Origin of the sequence: Sphingomonas antarctica, assembly GCF_965137005.1 — a bacterium.
Classification (GTDB): Bacteria; Pseudomonadota; Alphaproteobacteria; order Sphingomonadales; family Sphingomonadaceae; genus Sphingomonas_O; species Sphingomonas_O antarctica.
Genome location: NZ_CBCRXM010000006.1, coordinates 124,439 through 140,258 on the forward strand (window position 1 = coordinate 124,439; position 15,820 = coordinate 140,258).

15 protein-coding genes are annotated in these 15,820 nt (G+C 63.4%); 4 read left to right on the forward strand and 11 right to left on the reverse strand.

Annotated elements, in window-relative coordinates; all coding sequences use genetic code 11:
- Positions 1-10 precede the first annotated feature (10 nt).
- The 11 genes from ACM9ME_RS08655 to ACM9ME_RS08705 form a co-directional block, all read right to left on the reverse strand.
- On the reverse strand, positions 11-2,014 hold the full coding sequence (locus tag ACM9ME_RS08655) for a TonB-dependent receptor (protein WP_415643057.1): 2,004 nt from the start codon (positions 2,012-2,014) through the stop codon (positions 11-13).
- 15 nt (positions 2,015-2,029) lie between these two features.
- Positions 2,030-3,196, reverse strand: coding sequence for an N-acetyl sugar amidotransferase (locus ACM9ME_RS08660; RefSeq protein ID WP_415643058.1), 1,167 nt, complete (start codon positions 3,194-3,196; stop codon positions 2,030-2,032).
- A 30-nt stretch (positions 3,197-3,226) separates the two neighbouring features.
- Positions 3,227-3,955, reverse strand: a complete 729-nt coding sequence (locus ACM9ME_RS08665; protein WP_415643059.1) for an acylneuraminate cytidylyltransferase family protein — start codon at positions 3,953-3,955, stop codon at positions 3,227-3,229.
- Positions 3,952-4,737, reverse strand: coding sequence for a glycosyltransferase family 2 protein (locus tag ACM9ME_RS08670; RefSeq protein WP_415643060.1), 786 nt, complete (start codon positions 4,735-4,737; stop codon positions 3,952-3,954). Before ACM9ME_RS08670 ends, ACM9ME_RS08665 begins: the two co-directional genes overlap by 4 nt.
- The gene (locus ACM9ME_RS08675; protein ID WP_415643061.1) at positions 4,734-5,204 is read right to left on the reverse strand and encodes a dTDP-4-dehydrorhamnose 3,5-epimerase family protein; all 471 of its coding nucleotides are present in this window, start codon (positions 5,202-5,204) and stop codon (positions 4,734-4,736) included. Before ACM9ME_RS08675 ends, ACM9ME_RS08670 begins: the two co-directional genes overlap by 4 nt.
- Positions 5,201-6,325 carry a GDP-mannose 4,6-dehydratase gene (gmd, locus tag ACM9ME_RS08680; RefSeq protein ID WP_415643062.1) on the reverse strand — a complete coding sequence of 375 codons (1,125 nt, stop codon included), beginning with the start codon at positions 6,323-6,325 and terminating at the stop codon, positions 5,201-5,203. Before gmd ends, ACM9ME_RS08675 begins: the two co-directional genes overlap by 4 nt.
- Positions 6,322-7,542 carry a tetratricopeptide repeat protein gene (locus ACM9ME_RS08685; RefSeq protein WP_415643063.1) on the reverse strand — a complete coding sequence of 407 codons (1,221 nt, stop codon included), beginning with the start codon at positions 7,540-7,542 and terminating at the stop codon, positions 6,322-6,324. The genes gmd and ACM9ME_RS08685 overlap by 4 nt, the downstream gene beginning before the upstream one ends.
- Positions 7,511-9,706, reverse strand: coding sequence for a GumC family protein (locus ACM9ME_RS08690; RefSeq protein ID WP_415643064.1), 2,196 nt, complete (start codon positions 9,704-9,706; stop codon positions 7,511-7,513). The genes ACM9ME_RS08685 and ACM9ME_RS08690 overlap by 32 nt, the downstream gene beginning before the upstream one ends.
- Before the next feature lie 11 nt (positions 9,707-9,717).
- Positions 9,718-10,431 carry a polysaccharide biosynthesis/export family protein gene (locus ACM9ME_RS08695; RefSeq protein WP_415643065.1) on the reverse strand — a complete coding sequence of 238 codons (714 nt, stop codon included), beginning with the start codon at positions 10,429-10,431 and terminating at the stop codon, positions 9,718-9,720.
- Between the two features lie 27 nt (positions 10,432-10,458).
- On the reverse strand, positions 10,459-11,871 hold the full coding sequence (locus tag ACM9ME_RS08700; RefSeq protein WP_415643066.1) for an O-antigen ligase family protein: 1,413 nt from the start codon (positions 11,869-11,871) through the stop codon (positions 10,459-10,461).
- Between the two features lie 107 nt (positions 11,872-11,978).
- Entirely contained in the window at positions 11,979-12,227 is a 249-nt protein-coding gene (locus ACM9ME_RS08705; RefSeq protein ID WP_415643067.1) for a hypothetical protein, read from the reverse strand.
- Between the two features lie 316 nt (positions 12,228-12,543).
- Here ACM9ME_RS08705 and ACM9ME_RS08710 point away from each other — a divergent pair, with 316 nt between their 5' ends.
- Genes ACM9ME_RS08710 through ACM9ME_RS08725 form a run of 4 tightly spaced genes read left to right on the forward strand, consistent with a single transcriptional unit; the run spans position 12,544 to position 15,819 of the window.
- The gene (locus tag ACM9ME_RS08710) at positions 12,544-13,713 is read left to right on the forward strand and encodes an acyl-CoA dehydrogenase family protein (protein WP_415643068.1); all 1,170 of its coding nucleotides are present in this window, start codon (positions 12,544-12,546) and stop codon (positions 13,711-13,713) included.
- Positions 13,714-13,757: 44 nt separating this feature from the next.
- Positions 13,758-14,381, forward strand: a complete 624-nt coding sequence (gene hisH / locus ACM9ME_RS08715; protein WP_415643069.1) for an imidazole glycerol phosphate synthase subunit HisH — start codon at positions 13,758-13,760, stop codon at positions 14,379-14,381.
- Positions 14,375-15,148, forward strand: a complete 774-nt coding sequence (gene hisF / locus ACM9ME_RS08720) for an imidazole glycerol phosphate synthase subunit HisF (RefSeq protein WP_415643070.1) — start codon at positions 14,375-14,377, stop codon at positions 15,146-15,148. The genes hisH and hisF overlap by 7 nt, the downstream gene beginning before the upstream one ends.
- Positions 15,145-15,819, forward strand: coding sequence for an LbetaH domain-containing protein (locus ACM9ME_RS08725; RefSeq protein ID WP_415643071.1), 675 nt, complete (start codon positions 15,145-15,147; stop codon positions 15,817-15,819). The genes hisF and ACM9ME_RS08725 overlap by 4 nt, the downstream gene beginning before the upstream one ends.
- Position 15,820: the final 1 nt, after the last annotated feature.

Consider the following 15,820-nt stretch of genomic DNA (forward strand, 5'->3'; position numbering starts at 1 on the left):
GCTTCTTCGCTCACCCGCCGTCCCCGCCAAATCGCAAACCCACCCACAACGTCCGTGGCGTGCCGAGGTCCTGCACGCCGCTTGACGAAATACCCGACACCACACGCGCGTCGAACAGGTTTTCGCCCCGCAGCGTCAGCTGCAATCCATGTCCAACCGGCAACGCCACGACCGCATCCATCGTCGTCGCGGACGGCAGCCGCCGGACGTTCTGGTCATCCTCATATTGGCCCGCGCTGTGCCGCAACGTCGCGCCCAGCCGCCAGCCATCGCGCGTCCAATCGACCGAGCCGGTTGCTTGCAACTTTGGCGACTGCGCCGGTCGCAGCCCGTTCAGCCCCGCTGCGATGCCGCTTGTCCGCACGCGCGCGTCGGCAAGCGCCAACGACCCGCGCAGGGTGAACGCGCCCAGCGGCACGCGCGCCTCCGCTTCCGCGCCTGTCACGTCGATCGCATCGAGGTTGAGCCGCTGGCGAAAACTCCCGCCCGCCGCGACGAAGCCGACTTGCGGAAACGTGCCCGGCCCCATCCCCAAAGTGACATTGCCGATCGCGCCGTCCAGCCGGTTGACGAATCCGGTCAGCGACAACGTCGCCCCGTGTCCGATCTCCAAGCCGCCCTCCGCACCCTGCAGCCGTTCCAGACCCAGCGCGGCATTGGCCGCCGTCGCATCCGCGCCCACGCGAAAGGGGCGATACAGTTCGTTGAGCGTGGGCAGGCGAAAGCCGGTATACGCCGCGACGCGCAGCCGGACGATCTCGCTCGCGCGCCATAATCCCCCCGCACGCGCCGAAACGCACGTCCCATCGCGCGATGGATAGCGCGCCGACTGGATCGGCGTCCCGCTGCCGATCAGCGTTTCGTCGAGCGTTCCGTCGGCGATCCGCCAATGGTCCGCACGCGCCCCGCCGGTCAGCGTCAGCGCGCCAAATTCCGCACTCCCTTCGGCGAACAGCCCCGCCACCGCATTGACGCCGCCCGCACGGCGGAGCGCGGTGGGGGCGCCCGCGACGTAACGAAAGCGTTCGTTGGTGCGACCCGATTGCCGCCGCGCATCCGCGCCCACCCGCAACACGATATTATCGGGGAGCGGCGGGCGCACTTCGACCTTGCCGCCAATTCCCAAAGCCGGCGTGTTGAATTGGTCGAGCGTCGGGGTGACGATCGCGCGCGCCGCATCGATCGCCACGAACCCGGAGGTAAAGCGACGCGCCTGAACATAGCCCAGCGCCTCGACGCGCCACGCGCCGTGGCCGACAAAACGAAGCGAGGCGTCGGCCCCCTTGCTCGATGAATCCGTGCCGCGCAATCCGCGTAGGCGCCGGTCTTCGAACAAGCGCAGCGCCGGTTGCAGCTCGCCATTGCCCACGGGCACGACCGCGCGCATTTGCCCGGTCCAGCTGCGATAGCGCGCCGCGACATCCGCGGGCCCACGCTGGTCCGGCGGGATGATCACATAGCCATCGCCCCGGTCGAACCCGCCCGCGATCGTGACGAACCCGTCGCCCAGCCGCCGTCCGATCAGCGCATCACCCTGCACCGAAGCGCGCGACCCGCCCGCCAGGCTCGCCTCGGTCCGCGGCGAAGGCGCGCGGCTGAACAATTCGATCGTCCCGGCCAGCGCCCCCGCTCCGAATGCCCCCGCCCCGCCGCCGCGCGTCACACGCGCCGCGCCCAGCGTCTCGGGCTTCAGCGCCGAATAGGGAATATAGCCCGCAAACGGATCGTCCTGCGGCACCCCGTCCAGCGTCACCAGCACGCGGCTGGCGGCATTCCCGCCCAGCGCGCGCAGCGTCGCGCCCTGGCTCGTCGGATTGGCGGCACGGCTGTCGGTCCGGCGAAACTGCTGGAACCCCGCGGCGTCGGACAGGACGTCCTCGATGCGGTTCGAGGCGCTCCCCGTCAGCCGGTCGCGCGCGATGGTCACGCTGCCGAACGCATCCTGGGCCACCGGCGCGGGCAGCCCCTGCCCGGTGACGACTATGATTGGCGGATCGGGCGGCAGCGCGGGCATGACGCCCTTATGGCGCTATCGCCGCTCCGGGCCTAGCGGCAGTTCCGACAGGTCGGTGCGATCCCATTGCTCGAAATCGGGCATCACTTCGCCCGGCTGAACCTGCAACTTGTCGAACTTCCAGGGATGAACCTGCTGCGGCTTGAGGATGTCGTAATATTCGTCCTCGCTCATCTTCAGGATGTCGAGGAACCAGTCCATCGAGGCGGGGCGTTTGCCATCATATTGAAACTCGGTCTCGACGCCCTCTTCGCGCGTCTTGCGACCGTTGCGGATATCGATCGACATCAGGTGATTGGTGCGACCGTAGCCGCGCTTCACGAATTTCGAAAAGTCGCGCATCCCCTGGAATGTGCATTCGACCTTTTCGTAATGGAATTCGGGCGGCACGCCCTCGACGCGCTGGCCGACCCAGCCGAGTTCGCGACCGATCGTTTCGACATTCTCGCGCGTGTCCCATTCGATGTAATTGCCGAGGCAGATCGAGCGGACTTTCAGGCGGATGAGGTCCTTGCGCTTGGGATAATCGAACATCCACAGGTCGCGGCGTTCGACGCGCCCTTCCAGGAATTCATACATATCATCGGCGGTGATCCCCTGATTCATCAGGCGATTGAAGCGCTTTTCGTCGACCTCCTCCATTTCTTCGAAGGTGTACCAGCTGTGATATTCGGCGGTGCTTTCACCCCAGAAAAGGAGCGGCACTTCGAACTTCACCGCGAAATGCATCACGCCCGCGTAAATGCCGGTGTGGCAGTGCCAGCAGAAATCGCCGCGGCGCTTGAACGCTTCCAGCATCGTTTCGCGGACGGTATGGAAACTGGTCGTGAACTCGATCACGTCGACGCCCAGCTTCTTGAACACCATCGTGTTCATCTCGTCGATGTGCGGGCGATACCCCCAGTGATTGTACCGCACGACCAGCGGCTTCATCTTGAGGACTTTGACGATGTACCACAGCTGGAACACGCTGTCCTTGCCGCCCGAAAACGGCACGATGCAGTCGTACGTCGCCTTGCCCTTATACTCCTCGACGATCGCGTCGAGCTGACGGCCGCGATCGACCCAGTCGATCTTGTCCTGCTTGAATTCGACCTGGCGGCAGACGCTGCACACGCCCTCCTCATCGAATGTGATCGTGTCGACCGTCTCGGGCACGAGGCAGCGGGTGCATTTACGCAAGGTTATGGTCCTTCGGGAGCGCCTCGGCGATCAGCCGCGCGGCAAGTCTTCTCGGTGCGCCATTACCCCTTCGACGCACCAAAAGTCCACGATGTCGTCAATCTCCAGCGCCTTGTGCCGTGCGGTCACGTAACCCAGCGTCCGCCGATGCGCGAAACCCTGATGCTCACGCAGCGCATCGGGAGTCGAAATATACAGCGATCCGTCCAGCGCATGGACCGGCGGCAAGTCCTGCCGGCGCGGCAGTTCGGCAAAGTCTCCGCCACCCAACGGGCTGATCGCGCCTTCATCATCGCGCGTCACACAAAACGCCGGATGCACCGTTTCAAGCAACGTCACCCCGACGATCGCATCCGCGCGGTCGCGCGCGGCATGGAGCTGGGCAAGTGCCGCATCGACATCCGCCCCTTCGGTCAGCGGCGAGGTCGGCTCGAGCAACACCACGTAATCATAAACCTCGTCATCCGCCGCCAGCGTATCGACGGCGTGGAGGATGAAGCCCAGACTCGGCGCGGTATCGACCGCCAGTTCAGCAGGCCGCAGAAACGGCACATCGGCCCCCGCCTGCCGCGCCAATTCGGCATAGTCCGGGTCGTCGGTCGAACAGATCACCCGGTCGATGCACGCGGAGGCGCGCGCAGCGTGGATCGGCCAGGCGAGCAAGGGTTTACCGTGCAGCATCCGTACATTCTTTCCCGGCAGCCCTTTCGATCCGCTGCGTGCGGGTACGATGCACAGGACGCGCGCGCCGTCGATCATGCGCCGGGTGTCGGTAAAGCGCCCAGTCGCGCACGAATGCGCTGGAGGGAGCGATCGACGATCTTGCGCGCATAGAACAAGGGCAGCGGATAACGGATGCCGTTGGCCGCCTGCCCGCGCCGGACCTCGTCATTCTGCAGCTTGATGCTCGCGGCATTGCCGCCAGTGACGCCGCCTTCGCGCATCCGCACCATCACGTCGGGCAGATGCACGTCCTTGACGCCGAAGCGGTAAAAGACGCGGTTCATGAATTCGACGTCGGCGGCCATGCGATAGTTCAGATCGAACTGGCCAACCCGGTCGTACACCGAGCGGCGCAGGAAGAGCGTCGGGTGCGGCGGGTGAAACCCCTGGCGCACCACCGTGCGGGGCATCGGCCGCGACTTCCAATAGCGCGTGACCTGCGAAACATCGTCCTGCTTCACATAAAACAGATCGCCGTGCACCGCCTCGACCGACGGGTCTTCGAAGGCACGCATGACGCGCTCGATCACGCGGTCGTGCGCGTACAAATCGTCCGAATTGAGATAGCCGATGACCTCGCCTGTCGCGAGGCCGAGCGCCTTGTTATACGCATCGTACAGCCCCTTGTCGGGTTCGGAAACGGTGCGCGTAACATGCCCGCCGTCGCGCGCGACGACCGCCATCGTATCGTCCTTCGACGCGCCGTCGACGATGATATGCTCGATCTCGGGATAGGTTTGTGCCGCCACCGAACGCAGCGTGTCGGCGATGGTCGCGCCGCTATTGTAACAAACGGTCAGCAGGCTGATGGTGGTCATGCGGCTGTCGCGCGTAGCGGCGGTGCCGCGCGGTCCTTGGCGGACAGGATCGGGCTGTCATAACCCATCGCTGCCAGCTCGTCGCCGATCGCAAAGGCTTGCTCGCTCGCCTCGTCATAGCGGCCGTCGCACATATATTCGAATAGAGTGTCCTCGATCGCGAGAAAGCCGTGGGCATAGTGCGGCGCGATGCGGACCCAGCCGTCGGCGGGCGACAATTCGCGCGTTTCGAGCGGACGGCTCGCTTCGCGCAGATCGGCGACGGCGTCGAGAATGAGCCCCGATACGACGCGAATAACCTTGGTCTGCGGCGACGGCGTCATCTGCGCGTGCAGCCCGCGAAACACCCCGGCCTTGGAGAATGACCGCTTGAGCACGCAGCGCTCGCTCTCATGCAATACCTGCAACCAGCCGCGCGCATCCTCGAAGCGCGGCCCCTCGGCATCGACCGCCTCGAATGCGCTCATGAGGTCCAGTCGACGGCCTGAACATGCCGCGCCTGGCGCGCCGCCAGCAAATCGGACTCGACCATTTCGTCCACCAATTGGGCAAAGCTGATTTCCGGGGTCCAGCCCAGCTTTTGTCGCGCCTTGGTCGCATCGCCGAGCAACGTCTCGACTTCAGCCGGGCGAAAATAATGCGGGTCGACACGGACGATGACGTCGCCGACGCTGACCGCGGGACAGCGCTTTTCGGCGGCGCCCTCGGCGATCGCCGTCACCACGGCATGTTCCTCGATACCGGCCCCGCGCCAATCGAGAGCCAAGCCGATCCGCATCGCCGCCTGCTCGACGAACTGACGCACGCTATATTGGACGCCCGTGGCGATGACATAGTCGTCGGGTTCATCCTGCTGCAGCATCATCCACTGCATGCGTACATAGTCCTTGGCATGGCCCCAGTCGCGCAAGGCGTCGAGGTTGCCGAGGAACAGGCATTTGCTCTGTCCCTGCGCGATCTCCGCCAGCCCGCGCGTAATCTTGCGGGTGACGAAGGTTTCGCCGCGACGCTCGGACTCATGGTTGAACAGGATGCCGTTCGACGCATGCATGCCGTACGCTTCGCGGTAATTGACCACGCTCCAATAGGCATAGAGCTTGGCCACACCGTAGGGGCTGCGCGGATGAAACGGCGTCGTCTCGCTCTGCGGCGTTTCCTGCACCAGGCCGTATAATTCCGATGTCGATGCCTGGTAAAAGCGCGTCCGCTTTTCCATTTCCAGGAACCGCACCGCTTCCAGCAAGCGCAGCGTGCCGATGGCATCGACATCGGCCGTATATTCGGGCGCTTCGAAACTCACCGCGACATGGCTCTGCGCGCCGAGGTTGTAGATTTCGTCGGGTTGCGTTTCGCGGATGATCCGCACCAGATTGCTGGTGTCGGTCAGGTCGCCATAATGCATCTTGAACCGCACATCCTTGTCGTGCGGGTCCTGATAAATGTGGTCGACGCGCTGCGTGTTGAACAGGCTCGAACGGCGCTTGATGCCGTGAACCTCATAACCCTTGTCCAACAGGAATTCGGCGAGATACGATCCGTCCTGCCCGGTGACTCCGGTGATCAAGGCGATCTTGCGCTCTGCGGTCATGCTCCCTGCTTCCGCAGCGAAACGCGCGACACGCTGCCCGTCGCGCCATCATCCGAGGCCACCGACAGGAACGTCAGCAATTGCGCGGGGCAATTCGCTGGCACTTTGACCATCATGTCGATCGGACGAGAGGCCATCGGCAATGAACCCAGCGTAGCGCCCCCCGGTCCCGCACACACGATCGACCAGTTGGCCTTGCCGTGATCGATGCTGCCGTCGATCGTCAGCCGATAATCGCCTGCGGGGAGGGTGAGCAGCTGCCGGGCGATTTCGGATACCCGATTGACCGGTGCCTCGAACATCATGCCCGCTTTGCCGTCCGCATTGATCCCGCGCGTGACCTGCGCCGAACCATCCTGGCCCAGGGCCCATTCGAACGCGCCGACGCCGGTCGGTTTCGCGAAAGCCGGATCGCTGATCCAATCTCCGCCAGTCAACCGAGCGGCGGATATGGCGCGGACCGGTCGCAATTCGGTATAGGCGCCCTTGTCCGACAACCGGCTGGCGAGTTGCGCGACGACTTCATCGGGCAACGGGCGATGCTTGTTGAAAGCGAGCGAAAGCGCGGCGAGCCCATGGGTTTCCGGACTGTTATCGATGGCCCAGCGGAGGAATGGATCGGCCCACGGCGCCCCTGTCATACGACGCGCCAGCGGCTCGATCACACGCGGTTCCGCCGTCGCACCCGCCAACACCGGGAACAGAATCGCCGGCGCCTTGTCCGATGTCCGCAAGGCAACATCGAAATGTTCCAGCGCACCCGGCACATCGTCGCGCGCAACCGCTCGATTGATCAGCCATAATTGGCCCGGCAGGTCGCGCCGCGACAGCCGTGCCGATCCGGCGATCAGGCGCTCTGCCATCGGCAAATCGCCGCGCTCGTCCGCTGCAAAACCAAGTATCCGGTAAGGTGTGCTCAATGTCGCATCACGTTCGATCGCCTGACGCGCATAGCCGGCGGCGCGCTGCAGGCCGTTCGGCTCGATCAGCGCGCTTTCGGCGAGCGTCACGAGTGCGCGCGCATCACCCGGCGAAGCCCTGAGCGCCAGTTCGGGCGCGGCGCGACGGGCCGATGCGGCGATGCTGACGCGTGCGGTGACGACCGCAAGCAACAGAACGACGACAAGGATGACACCGGTCGCAACCGGCCCGCGCTGGATCACACGCATGGTCGGGCGCTCATGCTCAGGCAGCTTGATCGCGCTCGCCATAGCCATAGCCGTAATCATAGCCATAACCGTAATGCGCCCGCTTGGCATCGAACTTGGTCAGCAGAACACCGGCCAGGCGCCCATTCGCCGCACGCAACCGGTCGAGCGCCACATGCACCAGGCTGCGGCGGATGCCGTGCGATTCCACGACGAATATCGTCGCTTCGACCTTGCTGGCGATCAGCGGCGCATCCGCCAGCCCCATCACCGGCGGCGAATCCACCACGACATGATCATAAGATTTGAGCAACGCCGCGATCAATTGGTCGAGCCGGTCGCCGGTCAGCAATTCGGCCGCATTGGGCGGTTGCGGTCCCGCGGTAATCACCGACAGGCCGTCCTCGCTCGAACCGTGAAGCAGGTCCTCGACCCGGTCATGACCGGTCAGATAGTTGCTCACACCCATCTCGTTGTTGCTGCCGACCATGTAATGGACAGACGGCGAGCGCATGTCGCAGTCGATCAGCACCACCCGCCGCTTGGCGCGCGCCAGCGTCACGGCCAGCGCATAGGCCGAAGACGATTTGCCCTCCGCCGGGCGCGTCGACGTCAGCGCGAGCGAACGTGGCGCACCGTGCGGCGTCGTGAACTCGAGGCTGGTCTGGAATGACAGATAGGCCTCGACCAACGGCGATTTGCGATCCGCCATGCTGACGATCGGCTCGATCTCTCCGACATTGGGAATCGAGCCCAGCAACGGCAGGCCGATCTTTTCCTTGACGTCCGCCGGATCGGTGATCGTTTCGTCCATTTGTTCACGGGCGAAGGCCAGAGCCACGCCGCCGGCAAAGCCGAGCAACAGTGCGAGCGCGAGATTGTTGAACAGGTTTGGCTTGGACGGGCCTTGCGGGACGTCGGCCGGATCGACGATCGAGATATTGTTGTTGCCGACGCCACCAGCGATGCCGATCTCCTTATAACGCTGCAATAGCCCGTCATAAAGCTCGCGGTTGGTATCCACGTCGCGTTGGTAAATGTTATATTGGATGCTGCGGCGGCGCAGGTCGAGCAGGTTCGACTTCAACCCTTCGACACGCGATTTCAGGGCCGCTTCGCGCGCCGATGCTTCGCGGTACGTTGCGGCAATGGAACCGCCGACGCGACCCTCTTCACGCGCAATTGCGGCATCGAGCTGTTTGATTTGCTGGTTCAACGCCTGCGCGGCAGGATAGCCGGGTTCGAACTGCACAAGGGTCTTGGCATATTCGGCGGCCGCTTCGGCGCGTTTTTGGCGCAGACCGGCGATCGACGGGCTGCCGATCGCTTCGGGCGAATCCGCTCCGCCGCCGCCAAGGCGACTTTGCGCCTTGATCCGGTCTGCCGTCGCTTGACCAAGCTCGTTATTGAGTGCGGTGAGATCGTCGGCGACGATCGAATGCTCCGACGTCGTTTGCGACTGTCCGGCGCCGGTCGTTGTGGTGGCGGGCAGATTCACGATCTGCTGGTTGCCGGCATAGGTCACCAGCGCGCGTTCGGATTCCTCCATTTTCTGGCGCAACGTGGCCAGACGATCTTCGAGGAAATTTCGCGCGTAGGCTGCCGAATCGAAACGGCGTTCGAGATTGGCCTGAATGAAATTCTTGCCCCACGCGTTCGAAATCCGCGCCGACAGGACCGGGTTCGGACTGGTGTAGCTGATCGCTACCAGGCTGGACGACCGCACCGGCGCGACAGAGATGCTGCCGAGCAAAATATCGCCTAACTGCCGCTCGCGCACCTCCGGCGGGACGACAACGCCCGGCTTCGCCTGCAACTTGTACGTTTCGATGAACTGAGCGTCGGTCGCCAGTTTGAGATCGCGCGCCACGCGCTCGGCAAGCGACCGCGCTTTCAACAGCCCATATTGCGTCTGGTAGAATTCGAGGTCGTTGGTCGACGTTTCGCGCTGCACACTATCGAGCTTGGTCACGCGATCGGCTTCGCGCTGAATCTCGATCTGCGACGTCGCAGTATATTGTTTCGTGGTCAGCAGTGTGGCCAACAGACCCAGCACCAACGCCACCGCCATCGCACCGATGATCAACCAGCGGCGGCGGATCAGCATGCGCAGATATTGCGTCAGCAATGGCAGCTGTTGCTGATCCCCGCCCACGTCATTGATGTCATGCGGATTGTTCGCAGCCATGTCCCACCCCTCGCGGGCGTCGGCGGCCGGTTGAAACTGATTCATCGACCGGCCCTTTATAAACGCTGCAGCAGGATGATAGGCGCGGTCAGCAAGGCAGAGCCGCTGATGATGTCCTTGAACAATCGGCGGCCCGGCGAATCGCCAACGACCACGACATCGCCGGCAAAGACTTCGGGGTCTTCATAATTGCCGCGGCGGATGGCCTTGAGGCTATACAGTGCGACCAAGTGACGGTTCTCGACCGTGCGGAAAATCACCACGTCGTCGAGCTTGGCATATTCGCTGACGCCTTTTGCCGTCGCGATGGCCCGCATCAAGGACATGTGCCCGACCACGGGATACAGGCCCGGCTCATGCACTTCGCCATCGACCGTGATGACCTGGCTGACGGTGTCCTTCAGGTTGACCGTAACCTGCGGATCACGAACGTAGCGGCCACGCAGACCACGCGCGATGGTTGCCGCCAATTCAGCCGGCGTTTGGCCCGCCGCATCGACCGAACCGATCAACGGCACCGAGACACGGCCGCTGGCATCCGCCTGCACTTCGCCGCTCAGGTCGGGAATTCCGAACACGTTGATCGCCAATTTGTCGAACGGGCCGATCAGATAGGGACGCTGCGCCACCGTCTGGTCGGCACGCGTCGGCGCGGGCAACGCATCGGCCGCGACAACGGTGACGTTGGCGCTGCTGGCAAGCGGCGGCGTCGAGGCGCACGCGGCAAGCGCGCCAAGCAAAAGGCCAGAGGTCAGGTGCAACAGCTTCATGAATGCCTTCCAGATAGGGTCAGCCGATCAGGCGCCCCGTCCGCGCGCTCCTAAATTATGGGCATCGCGCGGTAAAGCGTCATCCTCCGGTGCGGTCGTCAACAGCCACACCGTCAACACCGCAAGCAACGACGACAGCAACGGCGTGCGCAGCGGATAATCGAACAAACTGGCGGCCAGCAGCAACCAGATGCCAATGCTTGCCGCGCGCGAAAGGTCACTACCGCCCGTGCGCCAGGCATTGATCGTCCCCCGCACTATCGCGACGATATAGCCAATGAGCAGCGCCAGGCCGGGCAACCCGCCTTCGATCGCCAACTGGAACAGGTCGTTATGAGCGGCATTGAGATAGGTCAGCCGCAATTGGTCGAACGACTCGTAATTGCGAAACACACTGGAAAACGAACCATAACCCGATCCGAATGGCAGGAAATCGCGCGTCATTTGCGACAATGTGGGCAGGATCGACGATCGCACATCATCGCCCAGACCTTCGTTGAAGATCCGACCGAGGCCCGATCCAGCCAGCATGACCAGCGCTGCAAGCAGGGCAAACGTCGCTACCGTCCCAGCCAACAGAGCAAGCCGCAAACGCGGCGAAGACCGCCAGGCGAAGACCGGACGCGGATTTGCGAAGAACTGGATCGGCACAGCGATCAACGCGATCATCGCCGCGATGCTTGCGAAGCGCGAGCCCGTCGACACCGCCATCGCGGCCAGACCAAAGATGGCGACGCCAGCGCCGAACAGGATCGGCTCTGGGGCCTGACCCCGCGTCAGGCGGCGGCAGCGCTCGCGGGCGAACATCGCGACGATCGGGATCGCGGCTGCGAGAAATACCCCATTATGGTTGCGGTTGGCGAAGATGCCGACGGCGGACGCCTGATTGGTGATCGGATACCAGCGCATCACCGAATCCGGCCCGTCCGCCAATTGCACGAGTCCGAGCAGCGCGCTGAAGCTGGCCAGCGCGACGATGGCATAGGCCCACCAGCTGCGCTGTCGTCGCGTCGCCGCGGCGGCCGCCATGCCCAACGCAATCGCCGGAAGTAATGCCACCAGACTTTCGGTCGTCAGGTCGGGTGTCAACGACATCGGCCGCCAGCGCGCGCCCGCGACCTGATCGGCGAGCGTCGCATAGGGCGCATGGCCCGGCAGCGCCGCCCACCATGAAGGCGGCAGGGGGATCAGTTGAAGCGCGACCAATCCCGCGACAATCGTCCCTGCCGCCAACATGCGCGCGGCATGGGCGAACTGACGCGGCGGCAGGCCGATCAGCAGCAGCGCAATCAGGACCAGCGCCCCAACACGCGGGATGATCAGAAAGGAAACGTCGCCGCGCGACGAGCCACCGGTGAAAACCAGCAGAACCGCAAACAGCGCGGTAACCACCAACGTCCAATGAACGCTGTTCGACTTTACTGGACGACGAGAACGCATGAAGCCCTTTGGCGACTTATCCGACGCGACGCTACCGCTGCGGCGCAAAGCAAAAAAATAGGGCGGCCGAAGCCGCCCTATTCATATTTCAAATTAGCGCGATCAGCTTAGGCGCTGGTCGGCGAATCGTTGTTGTTCGAAGCAATGACGACGCCAGCGACAACCGCCGCGGCAGCCAGAACGGCAATGATGATACCAGTGCCGATAGCTTCGTTCTTCTTGGCAACCTTCGCACCGGCGCGAGCCGGAGCAGAAACAGCGAGCTTGCTGGCGGCCGGAGCGGCCGAGGCAACGGTCGAAACGCCCAGCAGCGACAGAGCCGCGACAGCTGAGGTCACGATCTTGGAAACGGTCATTTGGCTACTCCCTTTAAACTTCATTCGGCCGCCATGTGGCAGCATTCTACTCCGGACACAACCCCGAAACGCTCGGAGAGTTCCACACTATTCCGCGCCCCGAGTAAGGATTGCTCCTTACTTTATGGTGAACGGCACTCCGGACAATAAGCCCGAATCCTGTTGCAATCCAAAGAAGATTTGGCTCGCTATGTCAAGATTGAGAAGCATTGAACCTGTGACATGACAGCCACATGACACCATCGACAGGCGCAATATCGATTGCCCGCGCGCCCAGCCTTCTGCCACTGCACTATAAATCGCGGAGAGAATGAAGATGCCAAATCCGGGAATGGACGGCGAAACCTACGATGCCTTCATAGAGCAGCTCGACCGATTTGTTCGCGATCGGCTGATCCCGGCCGAGGACGAGGTCGACCGGATCAACCGCGTACCCGACGACATCCTTGCCGAGATGCGCGAAATGGGACTGTTCGGGGTGACGATGCCCGAGGAATATGGCGGCGCGGGGATGAACGTCAGCCAGTATATCGGATTCGTGAAGGCCATGAGTTATGTCGCGCCGGCGTTTCGATCGATCCTGTCGATCAACGTCGGCATGGTGAATTCGGCGATTTCGGGTTTTGGGACCGAGCAGCAGAAACAATATTGGCTCCCCCGCCTGGCAGGCGGCGAAGTCGCCGCATTCGGCCTTACCGAACCTGATAGCGGCAGTGATTCGGCTGCGATGAAGACCCGCGCGGTGCGCGACGGCAATGGATACCGGATCAACGGGACCAAACGCTACATCACCAATGCGCCATTTGCCGACATGATCCTGGTCATGGCGCGAACGGATGCCGAGGCGCTGCCCAAGAATGCGCACGTCTCCGCCTTTCTCGTTCCGCGCAACGCGCCCGGCGTGTCCATCGGCACGCCCGACGAAAAAATGGGGCAGAAGGGCGCGCAGATCGCCGACGTGATCCTTGAAGACGTCCATGTCGATGGCGACGCGTTGCTCGGCGGCGAAGAAGGCATCGGCTTTCGCGCCGCGATGACCAGCCTCAACAACGGCCGCCTGTCGGTGGCCGGCGCCAGCGTCGCTTATGCCCAGCGGATGCTCGACGAGGGTTTGAAATATGCCACCGAGCGCAAGGCGTTCGGCGAACCCATCGGCAAGTTTCAGTTGATCCAGGCGATGCTCGCCGATTCAAAGGCTGAGATTTACGCCGCCGATTGCATGCTCACCGACGCGTGCCGTCGCGCCGACGCGGGCGAAAAGATCATCGTCGAAGCGGCGGCGGCAAAGATGTTCGCGTCGGAGATGTGCGGGCGCGTGGCCGACCGCGTCGTCCAGATCTTCGGCGGGGCAGGCTACCTCAAGGAATACAAGGCCGAACGCTTTTTCCGCGATGCGCGCATTTATCGAATCTACGAGGGAACGACGCAGATTCAGCAACTGGTCATCGCCAAGCATATGCTGCGCGAGGCGGGCGTGCAGGTCTGACGCCCCCGCTTCAAAACCCGGACCATCGCCGCTAGGGGCGACCCATGATCGCGATCATCGATTATGGCATGGGCAACGTCCGCTCGCTGAGCAACGCGCTCGAATATATCGGCGCGGACGTGGTGTTGTCGAAGGACCCGGGCGAACTTGCCGAGGCCGATCGGCTGCTCCTTCCCGGTGTTGGCGCGTTCGGCGATGCGATGGCGGCGATCGGCGAAAGCGGGCTCAGGCCCACACTCGACCGGCTGGCGATGGAAGAGAAAAAGCCGGTGCTCGGCGTCTGCCTTGGCATGCAGTTGTTCGCCAAGATGTCGCACGAGCATGGCACGCATGACGGCTTGGGCTGGATGGATGCGCAGGTGCTGCCGCTTCAGGTCGCGCCGCCCGCAAAAGTGCCCCATGTCGGCTGGAACGCACTCGATTTCGAGGCCGGCGACTGGTTGTTCAAAGGTTTGCCGACGGGTGAAAGCGACTATTATTTCGTGCACAGTTTCCACATGGTCTGCGCCGATCCGGCGGACCGCGTGGCGACCTGCGATCATGGCGGGCCGGTGACCGCGGCGGTCCGTCGCGGCAACCTGGTCGCCGCGCAATTTCACCCCGAAAAGAGCCAGGATAACGGGCTGCAATTTCTCCAGAACTGGCTGGAGCATGATTTCGCGTGCTGAAAAAACGCATCATCCCCAAATTCCTGATCCGCGACCGGCGGCTGGTGAAGATGGTCCGGTTCGACGAGAACCAGCGTGAGGCGGGCAACCCCGTCTCCACCGCCAAAGTCTATGACAGTTACGGCATAGACGAATTGATCTTCGTCGATGTCGACGCCAGCACGCGCGGCACCGTCGTCGATGGCGGGATCATCGAACGGGTGTCCGAGGAAGTGTTCATCCCGTTCACCGTCGGCGGCGGCATCACCACGCTCGAACAGATCGAGGCGCTGCTCAAGGCGGGCGCCGACAAGGTCAGCATCAATTCGGCGGCGGTCGCCGATCCGGGGTTCATCACTCGCGCCGCCTCGCGCTTCGGCGATCAATGCATCGTCGCCTCGATCGATTACCGCGAGGAAAACGGTCGCAAGCGCGTCTATGCCGAGGGCGGGCACAAGGCGGCGGGTGCCGACGCCGCCGAATGGGCGCTGCGCATGCAGGACGCGCATGCCGGCGAAATCCTGCTGACCTCGATCGACCGCGACGGAACGATGTCGGGTTACGACCTCGACCTCATCGCCGAACTATCGGACAAGCTCAATGTGCCGCTCATCGCCTCCTCGGGCGCGGGCAGTCTGGCGGACTGCAAGGCCGCGCTGGACGCGGGCGCGTCGGCGATCACCATCTCGTCGATGTTCATCTTCACCGACCATTCGCCGATCAAGGTGCGCACCTATCTCGCCACCAACGGCGTCGCGGTGCGCAACCAGAAGGGCAGCCGGTCGTGAGCCCGCGCGTGAGAATGAGCCTGCCGCCAGAAGCACTGGCAGCGTATGTCGCGCGACAGGCGAGCAACATGTTCCCCGATGGCGACCTGACACCCGATGCCCTCAGGCCCGCGATGCCCCGCGCGCTCGAACGCCTCGAACATTGTTTTCAGGCGATCGACAACCGTTACTTCTTCGATGGCGAGAGTGCGGTGTTCAGCCACCTCCACGGCGATCAATACGCCATGTGGCTGTATCTCCTCGCCAATCAGCTGCACCGCGACGGCGCGCCCTCCGCGATTTGCGACAAATTATTCTTGCTGAACAAAGCGCTGCACGGCTGCGACATTTTCTACGAAGTCGAACTGCCGTCGATCTTCCTACTGGTCCATCCATTGGGGACTGTCTTGGGGCGTGGCCGCTACAGCGATTACTTCGTTGCGTATCAGCGCGTCGGCGTGGGTTCGAACCGCGACGTCTATCCACGGTTCGAGGCGCATGTGACGCTGCGCCCCGGCGCGGCGGTGCTCGGCGATTGCACCATCGGCGCAAACAGCCAGATCGCCGCCGAAAGCCTGGTGCTGGGCGAAGACGTCCCCCCCGGCAGCATTTATATCGGCAAGCCCGGCGCGGCGCGGATCGTCACCAACCGCGGACCCTATCCGTTGTGGCGCCGACCCGCTAACGCCTGAA